Origin of the sequence: Dapis purpurea BLCC-M126, from assembly GCF_050015975.1 — a bacterium.
Classification (GTDB): domain Bacteria; phylum Cyanobacteriota; class Cyanobacteriia; order Cyanobacteriales; family Microcoleaceae; genus Trichodesmium.
Map to the genome: position 1 here is coordinate 15,231 of NZ_JBNHER010000217.1, position 16,054 is coordinate 31,284.

Consider the following 16,054-nt stretch of genomic DNA (forward strand, 5'->3'; position numbering starts at 1 on the left):
CAGAAGTGAGATTTGATTGGCTTAAAAGTTTGGTTATACAGTAATTTCAGCTTATTATTTCACATTATCAGTTGCCAACTATTTGTGACATTTTTAAAGTAAATTGGTATAAATTTTTAGCAGATCAACGGAAAATTTCTGTTTAACAAGAACACATTTCTTTGGTAAGAGATAACTTGATCGTTATCAAAAAAATATAATATAATCTAAAATTAAGTAGAGGCATACCTAAAAAACTTTCTATCTTTATAGGGACAAAAAGTGATTAATAATCTCTAAAAATTAACTTTTTAATCTTAAAACTCCCACTGGTAAGAGTTTAACTGTAATTTTAGGTGAACTAAACCAGTTGATATTTTTAATTTCATATAAAAAATTCTCAAAGTAGCCCTAAAGACCATCAGCTAGAATGTTGGAGAGAGTTAGGTGGGTTAACTGCTACGCCGAAGTCAAGAGGTAGAAAATGAAAATCCAAACCCACAATAACTATAAGCTAGAGTCTATTGAATCCCCAATCAAGTTTGGAGATGCTGCTCTTGGTTTAGTCACAACTCGAAGTTTTCCGGCCATAGTTGGTACTGCTGACATGATGCTGAAGTCATCTGGCGTAATGTTGGTAGGCTATGAAAAAATTGGTAGTGGATATTGCACAGCAGTAGTTCGTGGTGGTATAGCAGATGTTCGTTTGGCAGTGGACTCTGGAGCAGAAACAGCCGAAAAATTTGGACAACTTGTTTCTAAGACTGTCATTCCTCGACCTTTACCTAATTTAGAAGTTGTATTACCTATTGGCAGTCTTTTATTTAGACTATCTCAAGGTAGAGTTTCTACTGAGTTTAGAAATAAGGCAGTTGGTTTGATAGAAACCAGAGGTTTTCCGGCAATGGTGGGAGCTTGTGACGCGATGCTCAAATCTGCTGATGTACAGTTAACTGCTTATGAAACTACAGGTGCAGGTTTGTGTACTGCTATTGTGCGGGGTTCCGTTTCTAATGTGGCGGTAGCTGTAGAAGCTGGAATGCACGAAGCAGAAAGAATTGGAGAGTTAAATGCTGTAATGGTAATTCCTAGACCACTGGATGATTTAGAAAGAACATTACCTGTAGCTGGTCATCTGATTGAAGAAAAACCAGAACCTCTACGTTTACCAATGGCAATTAAAGAGAAGGAAAAAGAATTAGTAAGATTACCAGATTTTGCTCAACTTCCTTTACCAATAAAAGAAGAAGTTAAGGAGAAATCATAGATTTTAGTTAGGCTCTTAAAGTCAAAAGTAGTGGATGTTTCATCTAAAATAGTGCATTAGGAAATTATACTCCGTAGGGGCGGGTTTCACCATAGGGACGTTGCATGCAACGTCCGTACAGTTTTCACAGATTGTCAGATAAACCCGCCCCCAATGATATAAATCAACGTCCTAGGGGCGGGTTTATCTAAATCTTAGAGTAAGCATAAAATTCTAGCTAAAACCCGCCCCTACTATTGCACCATTTAAGGTGTGTCAGTCTACTACTAGACTTAAATTTTAAACAAATGCACCACCATCTCTACGAGTAACACCAATTACAGAAGGTCTTGGGGGTAGTAACCCATTAAAACTTCCTCCAGGATTACCTACATATCCTGTATTACTAGGCCAATTACTACCACGAGGTACACTTCGCTGTTGAGTAAAGAGAGTGCCATCTAAATTTAACATCTCAATATCCCGACCTAGTAACACTCCATCTCCAATAGGTGAGCTTTCTCCAGGGTGTTGTACAGCTAATAGTAGAGTTTCATCTACACCACTACTATTTCTGATAAAGTATGGTCCAGTCATTTCGCAACGAGGTGGACCATAAGCAAAAGGTACAACTAAGCCAGCATTTGGTCCAACAACAGGAATGTAGAACAACCAGTTGTTACCAAATACCCCTGTTAAGCTAGAAATATTTCCAGTAGCAGTATGGTCAATCTCTCTTTGTTCTCCAGCAGCACCAGTTCTGAAACCATTGTGATTGCTGGTAGACATATCAGTTACACCCCAGATATTACCCAGAGTATCAATCTCTAGGTTGTCAACGTTAGCAAAACCTGCACCATTAACTGCACCATCTTCTCCACTATGCTCAAAAACAGACCAGCTAAAAGTGGTACTTGTTGCATCGCTATTAGTTTCAATGATTCTGTATAAACCACCAAATTGCTGTTGAGCATCAACATCAGCAGAGTATTTACTTACAACAAAGACTCTAGAATCTGGATATCCATCTCCACCAGGTGCATTATCTGTATAGGCAATAAATACACTACCATCACCGGGGTGAACTTCTACATCTTCAGGACGAGCAGTAGGAGTAGCACCGACTAAGTTAGCAGCTAAGAAAGCGTCAACTAAAATAGCACCTTGGCTAGTGTAAAAATCTCCTAGAGTTCTACCTTGATAATTAGATAGTACACTTTCATTTGTCAGGTCTACAATGAAAGACCCACCATCCTCTTCTGCTCCAGGAATACCAGCACGCTGAGGTAAGCGAATTCGACCATCTCTTTGAGCTTCACCAAAAGCATTTAATTCAGCTTCAGCAATTTCACTTGGTGATAGAGGATTAGTAGGTGTACTAGGAACTAAGGGTATCCACTGACCACTACCATCAGGATTTAATCTTGCAGCATAGAGAGTTCCGCTATCAAATAATACACTGTTGCTTGGATCGCTAGGATTAGAAACAATACCATCACTCACAAACTTCCATGTATGACCACCACGACGGTCATCTCCCATATAAGCTACTAATGGTCGTCCAGCTTCAACTCGGAAGGCAATATTTTCGTGGCGGAAACGACCTAGAGCTGTATGTTTTCTGTTTTGGAAATTTGGATCTGCTGGAGAAATTTCTACCATCCAGCCATACTTTTCACCGACTAAACCAAAGATAAAACCTATCTCTTGATCTTCATCATAACCAGTTTGAGTACCATTAGGTAGTACAGATTCGGTAACGCTACCTTGGAAGTTTTCTTCTGCTGTTAGAATTGTTCCCCAAGGAGTTGTACCACCAGAACAATTGAAGGCTGTACCAATAATTCGATTACCAAGTCCATCAGAACTTAGAGGAAATACATCACTAGCAGCAGGTCCAGTACCTATTAAGTAGTTTTGGTCTCCAGTCTGATAGCTAGCTGTACCCCAAGATGTAACGCTTTGATAACCATCAGAACGTTCAGAGTTAAGTCCTAGTCCAGATAAAAGATGTATTCTACGGTTAGCATCATCCGCTACAGGAGCGTATTGATCATTACTACCTTTTCTAATTCGGACAATAGAGCCACCTTGGTTATAAGCAAATTCGCCACGGGTGAAGGCACTCTCTTGAGATAAATCTAAACCTAGTACAAGTTGGTCTGTTGTGGGGAAACCAGCTAGGTCATCACCACCTACTAATGATGATATCGGATAGGAGACATACTCGTGGTTAACCCATAGGTATCCATCATCTGGATTACCATTAATCGGGATAAAACTTACATAGTCGCAGTTATAACCAAAGTATTCTTCTGGGTTCGGAAATACGCGATCGCCCCAACCAACAATTACATATCTTTCATATTCTGGAGGTACTATGACATCATCAAAGTATTGATAGGATTGCAGTGCTACATCTACGCCTGCTCCTATGGTATTTCCTTGTCCACCAATTCCTAGAGGTACAAAGCTAGGGCTATTTTCATAAGCTTCTAAAGGATGTGCCAATTTCAGAGGTGTGAAACTCAAACCTCCAGTTTGAGCTTGAGCAACTTCGGAACCCAAAAAATTACCAATTTTGGGTGATAGTGCTGTAGCTGCTGCGCTACATCCGAAGAACATTAATAGTTTTCTGCGAGTTAGTCTGGACATAAAATTTTTTCTAGAGCTTCTCTTAATGAGAAGTAGTAGATATGGATTTTGAATCTATTGCTAGCAGTATTTTTTACCTAAATTATGTTGATGTAATCAGTTTTTTTAATACTGCCTCCAGAAGTTTATCTATAACAATTTATCTTTGGTTTATCATTGGTTTAAATGTAGTTTAAGTATTGTTTAAGTTTTGGTTAATGGATAGATCAACTAAATATCAGGAAGATATCTAATTACAAATTTTATTGGAGTTATCTTGAATTTAGTGATTATATTTATCAATCTTGTAGGGATAGCTTGATGATGTAATACTGTTGTGGTAAAATGAAATTATTAGGAATTTATAAATATAGCGATCGCTATTACTACTATTTATTTATCAAGTAGCTGAAACAAGAAAATAGACATATCTAAATCTAATCAAAAATAAAATCAATTATCGCACATAAATAATCAAATATTTCTCCGTAATTCCTACTTACTGCTCCGTATTTTCCAGAGATGTCTAATTAATAATCAGCGTTATTTCCCAGCAAAACGAAGGTTTTTTCTCGATGAATGTGGAGGCTTTACCTTGATTTTTCTGTAAAAGCACTAAAGCTAACTTGAGAATTCAAACCAATTATTACAAGTAAAGTCTGAAATTTTAATCTCTTATATTATTATTTTTGTATACCCGTATTAGTCGTTAATCATCTATTATTTTTGGGTCATCTTCATCAGTAGGAAATCTAGGAGAAGATGTAGGTCTTCGTCTAGGAGATGTATTTTTAGGTTGAGGAACTTTTGGTTGAGAATCAGTTGATGGTGGAGGTGGAGCAGGAACTTGAGGGGAAGAATTAGGAACTGGAGGTTGATTATCAGAAATATTACTATTATCCTCAAACTTTAATAACAATTTAGCATCAGCAAAATATCTAGTAAAATTATCAATCTTAGGATTATTTTGCCATTCCTCACGAGATACAGTAGAACGGATTACAGGTACTATTTGACTTCTACGTTCTCCTAATATAGTAATAGTAATTTCTGTGATTTCTGAATTATTAGTAAATTCTTGATTGATTTTCTTTTGCGCTAAATTTTCTGCTTGTTCTACTAGACTTTTATAAGAATTATTATTATTTGATTCAATCAAAAGACTGGTTTTCTTTGCAGATGCTAAGACGCTTAAGTTAGTTATAAATAGACTACCTAATATTAAGATTGTACTCCATAAAATACGATAATATAAATTCATTGATTAAAAATTTTGGCAAAATATATTTAAATTTAAAGTTAATAGTAACATACAATAATTAAAATAAAATTAAGCTTTGGTTAAAGTCTGACTAGCATTAGATTTTTCCATTTTAAATGAGGTAGAAAGTATTAGGGCTTTAGAGAATAGGAAATAGGAAATATCAATTAGTCTTAAACTGTATTTCAACATCCTAAAAATTCCTCTAACTCTAATTTCAACTTTTAGAAGTTGGGTTAAGTCGGAACTTAACATAAATATTAGATATCGTGACATTTAATCATGTTGGGCTACTTACTTATATAGTAATATGATTAGGACTTACGCATAGACCACATAAGTAGAGTTCAAAACTATAACGTTATAGTTTTTTTCGCTATATATAGTACCAATGCCTAAGTAGGTATGCGCGAATAAACGTCACTATGTAACGAAATGTTAAAGCAGTTGAAACCCTTGAGATTGCTTCCTTCCGCTCCGCTGCAGTCGCAATGACATACTTGTAAATTTTTTCACCTACCTACTTAAGTCCTGACGATTTTAGTTTTGAGATATTAAAGATTTTTAGGGAACAGCGAATCGGGGATAGGGAACAGGGAACAGAGAAGAAGGAAAAAATGAATGTATATGAATAAGATAACTGCTATAATTTATTTTTTTTAAAATACTTTAATTCTCACATCTGATTCCTGATTGCTATGTATATATCATTATATTCTCAGGAAAAATTCATAGTTAATTCGGATAATTATCATTTGATGAGAATATAATCATGTATATATAATTTTGAACCTAAATTAATACATTAAATTTAGGGTCAAGATTCAGGAATTCTTTTGTGATTAAGTTATACAAATTCATTTGAAAGATATCACAAATAGTTTTAAAAAATGTCAAATGATCCCTTGAAATTAATGTAATATCGAAAGTTTTTAGTCTATCAAATTTGACTTTTTACTGTCAGATGTGCGTCTTAATATTCTGTTCGCAAAGCATTTCCGTAGGAAATGGAGACCTCATAATTATGCACTTGATGCATGAATTCCTTGAAAAGGTATTAGGTGGGCGCCAAGAAAAATGACCATATAACAAAATATTTATCAAAATCATTCTGACTTCTGACTCCGTTAAGCACCCCATAATCTTGAGATTGCTTCCTTAGACTCGCTTAGAGTCGCTGCGGAAATAGTAATATTTAATTATTCCCAACTACTTAGATTATGAATCTCACTACTAATAAAAGTAGAAAATTAAAAAAAATTGTCAAGTTTATTTTGTTATTTATTGTAATTACAAGTCTAATTATTATAGGAAAATATTTTAATCTACCGGAAGTTTTAAAAAATACATTAATATGGATTGAAAGTCTAGGTTTTTGGAGTCCTATAGCCTTCATAATTATTTATAATTTAGCTACTTTACTATTAATTCCTGGTTCAGTTTTGACTCTCGGAGGAGGAGTAATATTTGGAGTTTTTCTGGGTTCAATTTATGTCTTTTTTGCTTCAACTTTAGGTGCCACAATAGCTTTTATAATTGGTAGATATATATCTCGCGATTGGGTTTGTCAACAATTAAGTCAATATCCAAAGTTTAAAGCTATTGATGTAGCTGTAGTTAAAGAAGGATTCAAAATTGTTTTTTTAACTAGACTTTGCCCTCTATTTCCTTTTAATCTTTTGAATTATGCTTTTGGTGTTATGCAGGTTTCTTTAAAAGATTATATTTTTGGTTCTTTGGGAATGATTCCAGCAACATTTATGTATGTTTATATTGGCTCTTTAATGTGTGATATTGCTTTAATTGGTACATCTCAACAGCCTACGAATTTTACTATAGAAGTAACTAAATGGATAATTAAGATAGTTGGTTTAATTGCTACAATTTTAGTGACGATTTATGTGACTAGATTAGCGAAAAAGGCTTTTGAACAAAGTATTGATTAATATTTTGCTATCGGTATGAGCTGAGAAACTATAACTTAAATTGTTGAATAAAAAGTTATATATATTTATATATAAAGGATATAGCGCGTAGCGCTAGGGAATAGGGAATAGTAGACTGTCAATGGGTTTGAGGATTTATAAATGTCCTAATCTTTACTTCAACTGCTATAAGGTAAAAAAGCACATCACAAAAACTATGAGAATGCAATAATAAATCCTTTCACCCCCGATTTTTTTCTAAAGCTTCAGAAAATGAAAATGCTTGTAATTTTGCACTAGGGAGGTATGAATGGAAAGATTTGATGAGGAATAAGCAAGCATTATTTCGGAAACTTCACCAAACTCGTAATATCATGTCCGTTGGTATCGTTTGTGTAAAAACTGGAGAAATATCTACCTTATTTTAGAGTTCTTCTTTACTTTTAAAACTGTTTCCTTCTTCCTTCTTTCTTACCGAAATAATTAAACAATTAAACAATTAAATCATTAGATAATTCAGGTTTAAAGCCTCCCCTTTAAAGGGGAGAAAAATAAATTTTTTCCTTTTAGTCAATCCTCTCCCTAAAAGGCAGAGGTAATTATCCATTATCCATTATCCATTATCCATTATCCATTAATGAACTTCCCTATATAATACTGATCCTACCGGACATGATATAACTCAAAAATTTAATCGCGGCAAAATGCCAAATGGTTTCTATAACACTCCAAAGAAAGCAGATTTGATATTAGGTGTAGGTCATTCAGTAATAGATTTTCCTAACACCTAAACTCAAACTTCTACCGAATAATTAATAATTAAATAATTCAGGTTAAACGCCTCCCCTCTGAAGAATAAAAAGCGGTTGTTTTCGGCTGTTACTAACCAAAAGAAAATAATTTTTTTTCCTTTTAGGGAGAGGTAATTATCAATTATTAATTATCAATTATCCATTATCCATTAATTACCCTTCTAACTTCTTACTAATTAATTGATTAGTCATCTTTGGATCAGCACGGCCTTGTGTTTTTTTCATTACTTGCCCAACAAAAAAACCTTTGAGTTTTGTTTTACCACCACGATATTTTGCTAACTCGTCTGGATGTGCTGCTAAAACTTCATCAATAATTGCTTCTATTGCCTTAGTATCTGATATTTGAATTAGACCTTTTTTCTCTACTAATTCTTTGGGAGAACCACCTTTTGATAATAATTCTGGCAATATATCTTTGGCAATTTTACCGCTGATAGTACCATCTTCAATAATTGTTACTAACTCAGCCAAATTATCAGGTTTCAGAGCAATATCATTAATACTAACTTTTTCATTTTTCAAAAAAGCAGTAATATCTCCCATTACCCAGTTGGCTGCTTGTTTAGAACTTCCACCTGCTGCAACTGTAGCTTCAAAATATTTTGCTACATTGGAGTCGTCAGTTAGGACACGAGTATCATAAGCAGATAAACCTAAATCACTTTCATAACGGTAACGTTTGTGTGCTGGTAATTCTGGTAACTCAGTTTTCCAAACATCTAACTGTTGACTCGATACCTCAATAGGAGGGAGATCCGGTTCTGGAAAATAACGATAGTCACTAGAACCCTCTTTAGTCCTCATACTAATAGTACGTTGAGAACCCTCTTCCCAGAGTCTGGTTTCTTGAATAATTTTTTCTCCTGCCTCAATAGCTTCAGTTTGCCTTTCAATTTCATATTCGATCGCCCGTTGTATGGCACTGAAGGAGTTCATGTTTTTGATTTCTACTTTTGTACCAAATTCTTTTTGGCCCACAGGTCGCACAGAAACATTCACATCACACCGTAGGGAACCTTCCTGCATATTCCCATCACTAACTCCAAGGTAGCGGACAATTCGCCTTAGTTCTTCGGCATATTCAGCAGCTTCTACTCCAGAACGCATATCTGGTTCTGAGACAATTTCGATTAATGGCACACCAGCACGGTTGTAGTCCACCATCGAATAAGTTGAACCAGCTAGGCGATCGCTACCTCCGTGGACTAACTTACCCGCATCTTCTTCCATGTGCAGTCTAGTAATACCAATTTTTTTACGAGTTGCACTACCATCCTCATCTACTATCTCTACTTCTAACCAACCATGTTCGGCAATGGGTAAGTCATACTGAGAGATTTGATAATTTTTCGGTAAGTCTGGGTAAAAATATTGTTTCCGGTCAAATTTACTGTAGGGTGCAATTTGACAATTTAGGGCCAACCCTGCTTTAACGGCATATTCTAGAACTTTTTGATTAAGTACAGGTAATACTCCCGGCATTCCCATACATATTGGGTCAATGTTGGTATTGGGAGTAACACCAAATTCTGTGGAGGAATTAGAGAAAATTTTAGTTTGGGTACTAAGCTGACAATGGGTTTCTAGACCAATAATCGCTTCATACTCTGTTTTAACTTTTACAGTTGTGGTCATAGATTTAGAAATTAAATCGAATAAGTCCTATATTAGATTTTATATCCAAAATCATAGACCGATTATTTATTAATTGATAATTGATAATTGATAATTGATAATTGATAATTATCTCAAAGAAAACTGTAACGGAATTGAATATAAGGAGATATCCTAGCACTTTTTTTCTCTTGAATATAGAAGGCTTTATACCTTGATTTTTTGCTAAACGCTTTGATATTTAATCAGCAAGCCCTATTTAGATGAGAAATACAAATTCAGGTTAGAAGTAGATTGTTACTACTAACCTGGAATAACAAAATATATTGATATGGATGGTGCTCCTGAATGTGTAGCTTTTGGAAAAATATATGAAAAAATTATTGTAGATGCGGCGATTGTAGATACTATATATACCTGGCTGAAATGATTTGTATTAGAGCAATACTATTATAGCAATGTGCGCTGGCATATTTACATATTATTTTTTGTATACCTTTTCTAAACTGGGGTTTGAGCTGAACATTGTAAATACATGATCGCTCATTGCTATAGAGGTAATTTTAACCATTTTGGCGACGACGAGAATTTACTAAACCACCTAAGAATAAAGCTAAACCTAATACTGTACTTGGTTCAGGAATGGATGTTGTGCCACCACCTGTTGTGCCACCACCTGTTGTGCCGCCAGTTGTTCCACCTGTTGTGCCGCCACCTGTTGTGCCGCCACCTGTTGTGCCGCCACCTGTTGTGCCGCCACCTGTTGTGCCGCCAGTTGTGCCGCCAGTTGTGCCGCCAGTTGTGCCGCCACCAGTTGTACCGCCAGTTGTGCCGCCGATTGTGCCACTTAATAATTTGTCACTTCCTGCACCTGCGTTAACCTGTTGGAAACGAGCGCCGATATCTAAGGTTTGATTCGTGAAAGCTGTAAGGAAATCATTTTCTAAAGTTGCAGCCACAAGATTAGTGCCACTTACCAAGAAGCTAACATTAGTAGATTGACCTTGAGCAAGAGCGCCATTAGCATTACCACCCAAGAAATTATTGTTATCAGCAATACCAACATCCAAAGTACCAAAAGGATTAAAATCAGCGTTTTCTATATATGTATCAAGAAAACCATCAGAGTTGAAGGAACCAGCAAAGCTTAAACCATCCAAGAGATCAAAACCAATGCCTGTCAACTTAGAAGCAGTGGCTTCAGCACCAAAAATACTACTACCTGTAGTATTTGTAATGCCCAATTCAATCTTAACATCAGAGCCCTGCTGGGTGAAGCCAAAATCTACAGAAGCTGAAGCCCCAGTAGCAGTAGGATTGGAAGATGTACTGTCGGCTCCAAAGTTAAAAGTAAAGGCTTCAGCCGAAGTAGGAAATAAAACTGTTGATGCTATAGCAACACCAGTTACTGATAAAAACGAAGAATCAAATATAACTTTTCTCGCAGAACGTAGTACAGTTGCAAAAGTTTTGTTCATCATTGGAGTTATCCTGTAAGATAAATTGCTTATTCACAATATAACTATCAGTAAAACCTACTGTAAACCTGTATTTTCATGGAGGCAAAAATATTCATCAAAACCTTATACAAAATAGACTTTTGGTAAAGAGTTGATGAAATTTAGTAGAATAAAGTAAATATTATCCTGTTATAGTTCTGAAACTCTGTATATTGAATTTATCTCTTCTATTCAATATTTATTTAGCCTAAACTCCAGTTATATTATGTCTGGATAATCAGTGATAATAAAGTTTTTCAGGACTTACGCAGAGCTACTAAATTTAGAGTCTAAAACTATTGCGCAACAGTTTTTAAACACTATATGTAGAGTCTATATGTAAATCCTGTTTTTGTTTGTAGTAGGGCTTCAGCCCTATCCATAACTTAGGGCTAAAACCCTACTACGAACTTTAATTATAACTATTCAACCGGACATGATATTACTATGAAACGAGTATTATCTGCTAACTGCTTACTGGATATTAGGATTTTGATATTTATAGTAATTGGGAAAAACAAAGTTCATCAAAGAAAGAGAAATACTAACATTTAGTGACTTAACTTGATGCCACCAACCAATAGGGATGAAAATCATCTCTCCAGGTTCAAGAATTACCTCGATAATTTTGACTTTTTTAAACAAAGGATATCTATAGTAATCTGGATTTTCTAAGTCCACTTGACTAAAAACAGTTTGATAATTGTAGAGAAATGGGGTTTGATCGGGAGAAATAATTCGCCAAAGTTTTCGTCCATAGACTTGAGCGCCTATGAGGTTAGTTTGGTCATGATGTACTGGTGTAATTGTACCACCTGGACCAAACCATAATTTGATTTGACCTTTAGTATTTGAGCTATCTAAAAAATCAGGATAAACATTTATATCATCCAGGAGATTCTTAATTTTATCTCGTTGAAAATTACGATTACTAGCAACCATATAATAATCATTAGTATCACCGCCATTGACAACCATATCGACATATTCGCTTAACTTTAATTCTCTTTTGTGTCGCCCTTTATTAATTTCATATTGTGCATCTGAATTACGATTATGTTGAATCTCAACATCAGCATCGCCATAATGAGTTTTAAAGTATTCTGGAGTCCATAAAGACATAGCTTGCCATTGAGTCATCATGTCTGTAATCACAACTGGGGTATTTGTGGCGTAGTATTTTGCTAAAAATTCTTCTTTGGAAATATGACTTCTGCGTTCTATATAGCTAGAGTTGGGAGACAGTTGAGAAATTTGATGGCGGACTTCTAACATAGACTCCAGTTTTCTTAACAACTGCGTCATGTTATTGCTTGCTTTAAAATAAGGATCGGCAGTTAGATGATTTAATTCTGCTACAGCAATTTGCTCATCTATTCCTCTTTTAACCATTTCCTGAATAATTGAAGCATCAGGGTGGTTGCGCAATTTACTTTCAGCGATCCATTGTTTCCAATCATCAGAAATTTCAGATTGATTTTGTCTATTTAATAATTTCTCGTCAGACTGGAATGAGTTGTTGCTATTTCTTTGATTCTCAATTTCCAGAATTCTAGCAGCAATTTTTGCTCGCTCTTGCTCAGAAATATTTTGGTTAGTGAGAACTGCTTCAAGGATTTCAACAGACTTATTAACTAGATGTTGTAGTTTTTCTTTGGGTAAGATTTCCATTCCTAAATTTTCGCCTGATTTTTTCTGTGTCATCATCTTCAAAATTACTTCAAAGTAAAATATAGAAATAATTTTTTAGTAGGTAGTAAACCGACATATCTAAAATGGTGCGTTACATCATTGGGGGCGGGTTTATCTAATCATATCATGTCCGCTGGTATCGTTTGTGTAAAAGTTGGGGAAATATTTACCTTATGTAAGGTTTTTTCTTCCCTTCTTCCCTTCTTCCCTCCTTCTTCTTCCTTCTTCCTTCTTCCTTACCTTCTCTATACAATACCGATGCTACCGGACATGATATCAAATGTGAAAACTCATTAATTTAATGGAGAAACCCGCCCCTACAATTTTTTTAACATTTAATTTAGAACTACCTACTTATAAAATCTGTAACATCATACCTAATCTTCACGGCGAATCCAACCGTTAAATGTAAAGCGACTATCTTCAAACGCTTTAGTCGGACAACTAACGGGCAAGACTTCATGTAAGTAACGACTTGGGAAAAAGATAATACTATTATTGCGAGGTTCGATCGCTTTAAAATCATTGTGTTTGGAAAGATTATTTCCCTCTACCTTCGTTTCATAAATTACTAATTCCCCTCCAGAGAATGATTTTGGTTGTTGATAAAAGTAGTAGACATAACTCATTTCTCTGGTGGCAGTCATTTCTGTATTAGCATCACTATGAATTGTGTAGAAACAATTATCGTTGTGTGCTGTTAATTGAATAACAATATTAGATGTGGAGAAATTTTGGTGGTTTAGTTTTGCCAAAACTGAAGGGAGAGTCTTTAAGACTTTATTTTGTATGGATGCAGCAATTTCGGGATAAAATTTATGGTGAAGAACTGAAGATTGTCGAAATTTCTTTACTTGATTCGTACTTTTATTGTGAACTGAAGAATCAGTGAAATTACTTTTATTTTGGATGGCAAGTGTGAGCGCTGCTTCTAGTTCTTGAGGTTGCAGAAAATTATCAATTTGCAGGTAGTTGATAGGTAAAATAGTGGATTGATTTTGATTTGAGTTTGACTCAGAATAATTATGGATAAATCTCGGTATTTTGAAGGTGGGAGGTGCAACAATATTACTATTAGCTGAAGTTATTTGATTTTGAATATTTCCTTCAGTGGATTGAGCTATCTCTAATATTCGCAAAGCAATTTCTGCTCTTTCTATTAGTGGTATGTTTGAATTATCAAGAATCGTCCCTAGCAAATCAACAGACTTAGTTGTTAGCTGTTGTAGTTTATCCAGAGGCATATTGTTGGTAATTACGAGCTTTTCTTCAAACATGATGTTATAAATCTGCTGATAAAAATGTCTTTTTGGGGTATTCCCGTTATTCCTTTGACAGTTTATATATTAACAATTTTAGATTGATTATTTTCTGAATAAACCTAACTGCTAAAATGATTATTTTTCAGATTTTTTAAAGCAATAATGTCTATGAATCATAACTTTTTCTACTTCAGGAGTTTGATAGTTAGGTAAGGTTTTCTCTAACATAAAATAGATTTCAAAAGTATCAAGTTGTTCCTCTCCCTGATGTTTACTATTCCAGTCACGGCACAAATACTGACCATAATAAAGACGATAAGCAGCATAACCCTTTAACCAAATGTTCATCATATATTTACGCCAACGTTCATCAGGATAAGTTGATGAGACTAATAGAGGTTTATCCCAAGTTACAGGTTGAGCATTTTGAAATAAATCAATTTCTGTACCATTTTTAAGTTTACCTGGAATGACATACCAACCATCTTCGAGTGAAGGATAAGGTGCAAACATACTCCACTTTTGATCTAATCTCAGGATTAAATTAGTTGCTCGTACTATTTTGGGGATAGGAAATACTTCTGGAGAAATACTATGAAGATTCCAGATGAATACAAAAGCAATAAATAATAAGGCAAGTATGTTCTGATAATTGGTTGGATAAACTTGAATGGGACGATATTGTAATCTGGAAATTAGTTGATAAAAATTACTATTGATATTGTTGAGCTGACTGGATAGCTTTTTGCCTAAGTTTGTAATTATAGGCAGACTCAAAATAAAAGTTAGAGGTCGAAATATAGGAGAAAAACTACAAAGATGAATTAATGCTTGAAATTGAATATATTGATTGCCTTGATTTTCAACTAATAACAATGAATTAGTGGTTTGAATTGCTGTGTAAATTTCAGGTTGTGTCTTTGCTGAGACAACTAATTCTCTTGGTAAACATAAAAAGCTGCAAAGTAAATATAATATTTTTTGATATGTACTATGGTCGGAATTATAATAAATTTTGATACTCTTAGTCTCTTGAGATTTTAATTTTTGACTCAACCAATCCCAAAAATCACTAGGCAAGAATACTAACCAACTAACAATACATACATAAGGAAATAAGCCTAAAACTAAGCCCAGCCGAAAACCAATATGTAAACCAACAAAAGTAAAGATTGTCAAGCAACGAAAAAAGCTGTTTTTAATTGGTAAAAACAATAAAAAAGGTCCTAATAATTCAACCCAAAGGGTAGCAAAATTAGCAAATATTAAAAGTTTAGGAAACTGCAACATTAAACTACTCAAAGGAGTAGCAAGTTGATCGATATTTAAAGCGTAATAAACAGCACTTCCATCTTCCCACCACATCGGATGAGATTTGAGAACCGCAGTAAACCAATAAACAAAGCATACTTGTAGGGTTAAAGCGATAGTAGCTCCTGAAATAATTGATTTAGGTAAGGGTTTTGATGAAGAATTTAAGGCACTATCCACTGAATAATGTGCACCTAAAGGTAAAAATATTCCCCAAAATAAAAGTAGGCGTAATTCCACATCTCCAGCATTGAGAATCATGTGATTACGACTGTGCAAAGAAACAAGTAATACCCAAGATAAAATAGTAAATAACCGAGTCCGATAACCAATTAGAAGTGCTATTGCAAAAATGAAGGCAACCGTAAAAAGTAGTCCTTGGAATAAAACATTACCACTGAAAAGATGAAGTGACCAAACCCAAGGATTTAAAAATTTTTCAATTAGTGGTCCGCGAGGTAACAGGCCAAAATCTGTATAGTGAGCTTTAAGATAAGGAAAACGCTGGATTAAATCAACAATAATAATTAAGGCTAAACCAATCCGAAATAAAGCTAGCGATCGCAAGTCTAATCCGAATAGTTGTTCTCGGGTTGCCAGGGAATAAGTTGGTAATGGATGTTCTCTAGAAGTCATTACAGAATAAAACCTTGTAATCTTTGTAAATAGATATTAACAAAAATTGGGCTTAAATAAACTCATAACCCCAAGCTAAAATAGTCCATTATCATAGTGGCGTGATACGCCTAAAATGTTGCAATAGTGGGGGCGGGTTCCACGTTACAGCGCTTTTCAGTTGAGTAGACCACAAAACTG

9 protein-coding genes are annotated in these 16,054 nt (G+C 34.8%); 2 read left to right on the top strand and 7 right to left on the bottom strand.

Features of this window, described 5'->3' with window-relative positions; translation table 11 throughout:
• Positions 1–463 precede the first annotated feature (463 nt).
• On the top strand, positions 464–1,246 hold the full coding sequence (locus ACP6PL_RS19270; protein ID WP_426546893.1) for a beta-carboxysome assembly protein CcmO: 783 nt from the start codon (positions 464–466) through the stop codon (positions 1,244–1,246).
• 279 nt (positions 1,247–1,525) lie between these two features.
• On the opposite strand, the gene ACP6PL_RS19275 is transcribed toward ACP6PL_RS19270, so the two are convergent.
• Entirely contained in the window at positions 1,526–3,880 is a 2,355-nt protein-coding gene (locus ACP6PL_RS19275) for a PhoX family protein (protein ID WP_426546894.1), read from the bottom strand.
• Positions 3,881–4,568: 688 nt separating this feature from the next.
• Positions 4,569–5,120 (bottom strand): hypothetical protein, encoded by a 552-nt coding sequence (locus ACP6PL_RS19280; RefSeq protein ID WP_426546895.1) that lies wholly within the window; start codon positions 5,118–5,120, stop codon positions 4,569–4,571.
• 1,220 nt (positions 5,121–6,340) lie between these two features.
• On the opposite strand from ACP6PL_RS19280, the gene ACP6PL_RS19285 reads away from it, so the two are divergent.
• Positions 6,341–7,066 carry a TVP38/TMEM64 family protein gene (locus ACP6PL_RS19285; RefSeq protein ID WP_426546896.1) on the top strand — a complete coding sequence of 242 codons (726 nt, stop codon included), beginning with the start codon at positions 6,341–6,343 and terminating at the stop codon, positions 7,064–7,066.
• Between the two features lie 944 nt (positions 7,067–8,010).
• Here ACP6PL_RS19285 and gatB read toward each other — a convergent pair.
• The 5 genes from gatB to ACP6PL_RS19310 all read right to left on the bottom strand — a co-directional run bounded on the left by gatB (position 8,011) and on the right by ACP6PL_RS19310 (position 15,874).
• Positions 8,011–9,495: an Asp-tRNA(Asn)/Glu-tRNA(Gln) amidotransferase subunit GatB gene (gatB, locus tag ACP6PL_RS19290; RefSeq protein ID WP_426546897.1), complete on the bottom strand. Its 1,485-nt coding sequence runs from the start codon at positions 9,493–9,495 to the stop codon at positions 8,011–8,013.
• Positions 9,496–10,037: 542 nt separating this feature from the next.
• Entirely contained in the window at positions 10,038–10,955 is a 918-nt protein-coding gene (locus ACP6PL_RS19295) for a PEP-CTERM sorting domain-containing protein (RefSeq protein WP_426546898.1), read from the bottom strand.
• Positions 10,956–11,447: 492 nt separating this feature from the next.
• Positions 11,448–12,680 (bottom strand): cupin-like domain-containing protein, encoded by a 1,233-nt coding sequence (locus tag ACP6PL_RS19300; protein ID WP_426546899.1) that lies wholly within the window; start codon positions 12,678–12,680, stop codon positions 11,448–11,450.
• Between the two features lie 362 nt (positions 12,681–13,042).
• Entirely contained in the window at positions 13,043–13,942 is a 900-nt protein-coding gene (locus ACP6PL_RS19305; protein ID WP_426546900.1) for a 2OG-Fe(II) oxygenase, read from the bottom strand.
• 120 nt (positions 13,943–14,062) lie between these two features.
• Positions 14,063–15,874, bottom strand: coding sequence for an HTTM domain-containing protein (locus ACP6PL_RS19310; RefSeq protein WP_426546901.1), 1,812 nt, complete (start codon positions 15,872–15,874; stop codon positions 14,063–14,065).
• Positions 15,875–16,054: the final 180 nt, after the last annotated feature.

Excerpts from the sequence above, each read along its gene's own strand:
- ACP6PL_RS19275 (WP_426546894.1), bottom strand. The coding sequence starts at position 3,880 with ATGTCCAGACTAACTCGCAGAAAACTATTAATGTTCTTCGGATGTAGC.
- ACP6PL_RS19295 (WP_426546898.1), bottom strand. The coding sequence starts at position 10,955 with ATGATGAACAAAACTTTTGCAACTGTACTACGTTCTGCGAGAAAAGTT.
- ACP6PL_RS19285 (WP_426546896.1), top strand. The coding sequence starts at position 6,341 with ATGAATCTCACTACTAATAAAAGTAGAAAATTAAAAAAAATTGTCAAG.
- ACP6PL_RS19300 (WP_426546899.1), bottom strand. The coding sequence starts at position 12,680 with ATGATGACACAGAAAAAATCAGGCGAAAATTTAGGAATGGAAATCTTA.
- ACP6PL_RS19280 (WP_426546895.1), bottom strand. The coding sequence starts at position 5,120 with ATGAATTTATATTATCGTATTTTATGGAGTACAATCTTAATATTAGGT.
- ACP6PL_RS19270 (WP_426546893.1), top strand. The coding sequence starts at position 464 with ATGAAAATCCAAACCCACAATAACTATAAGCTAGAGTCTATTGAATCC.
- ACP6PL_RS19310 (WP_426546901.1), bottom strand. The coding sequence starts at position 15,874 with ATGACTTCTAGAGAACATCCATTACCAACTTATTCCCTGGCAACCCGA.
- gatB (WP_426546897.1), bottom strand. The coding sequence starts at position 9,495 with ATGACCACAACTGTAAAAGTTAAAACAGAGTATGAAGCGATTATTGGT.
- ACP6PL_RS19305 (WP_426546900.1), bottom strand. The coding sequence starts at position 13,942 with ATGTTTGAAGAAAAGCTCGTAATTACCAACAATATGCCTCTGGATAAA.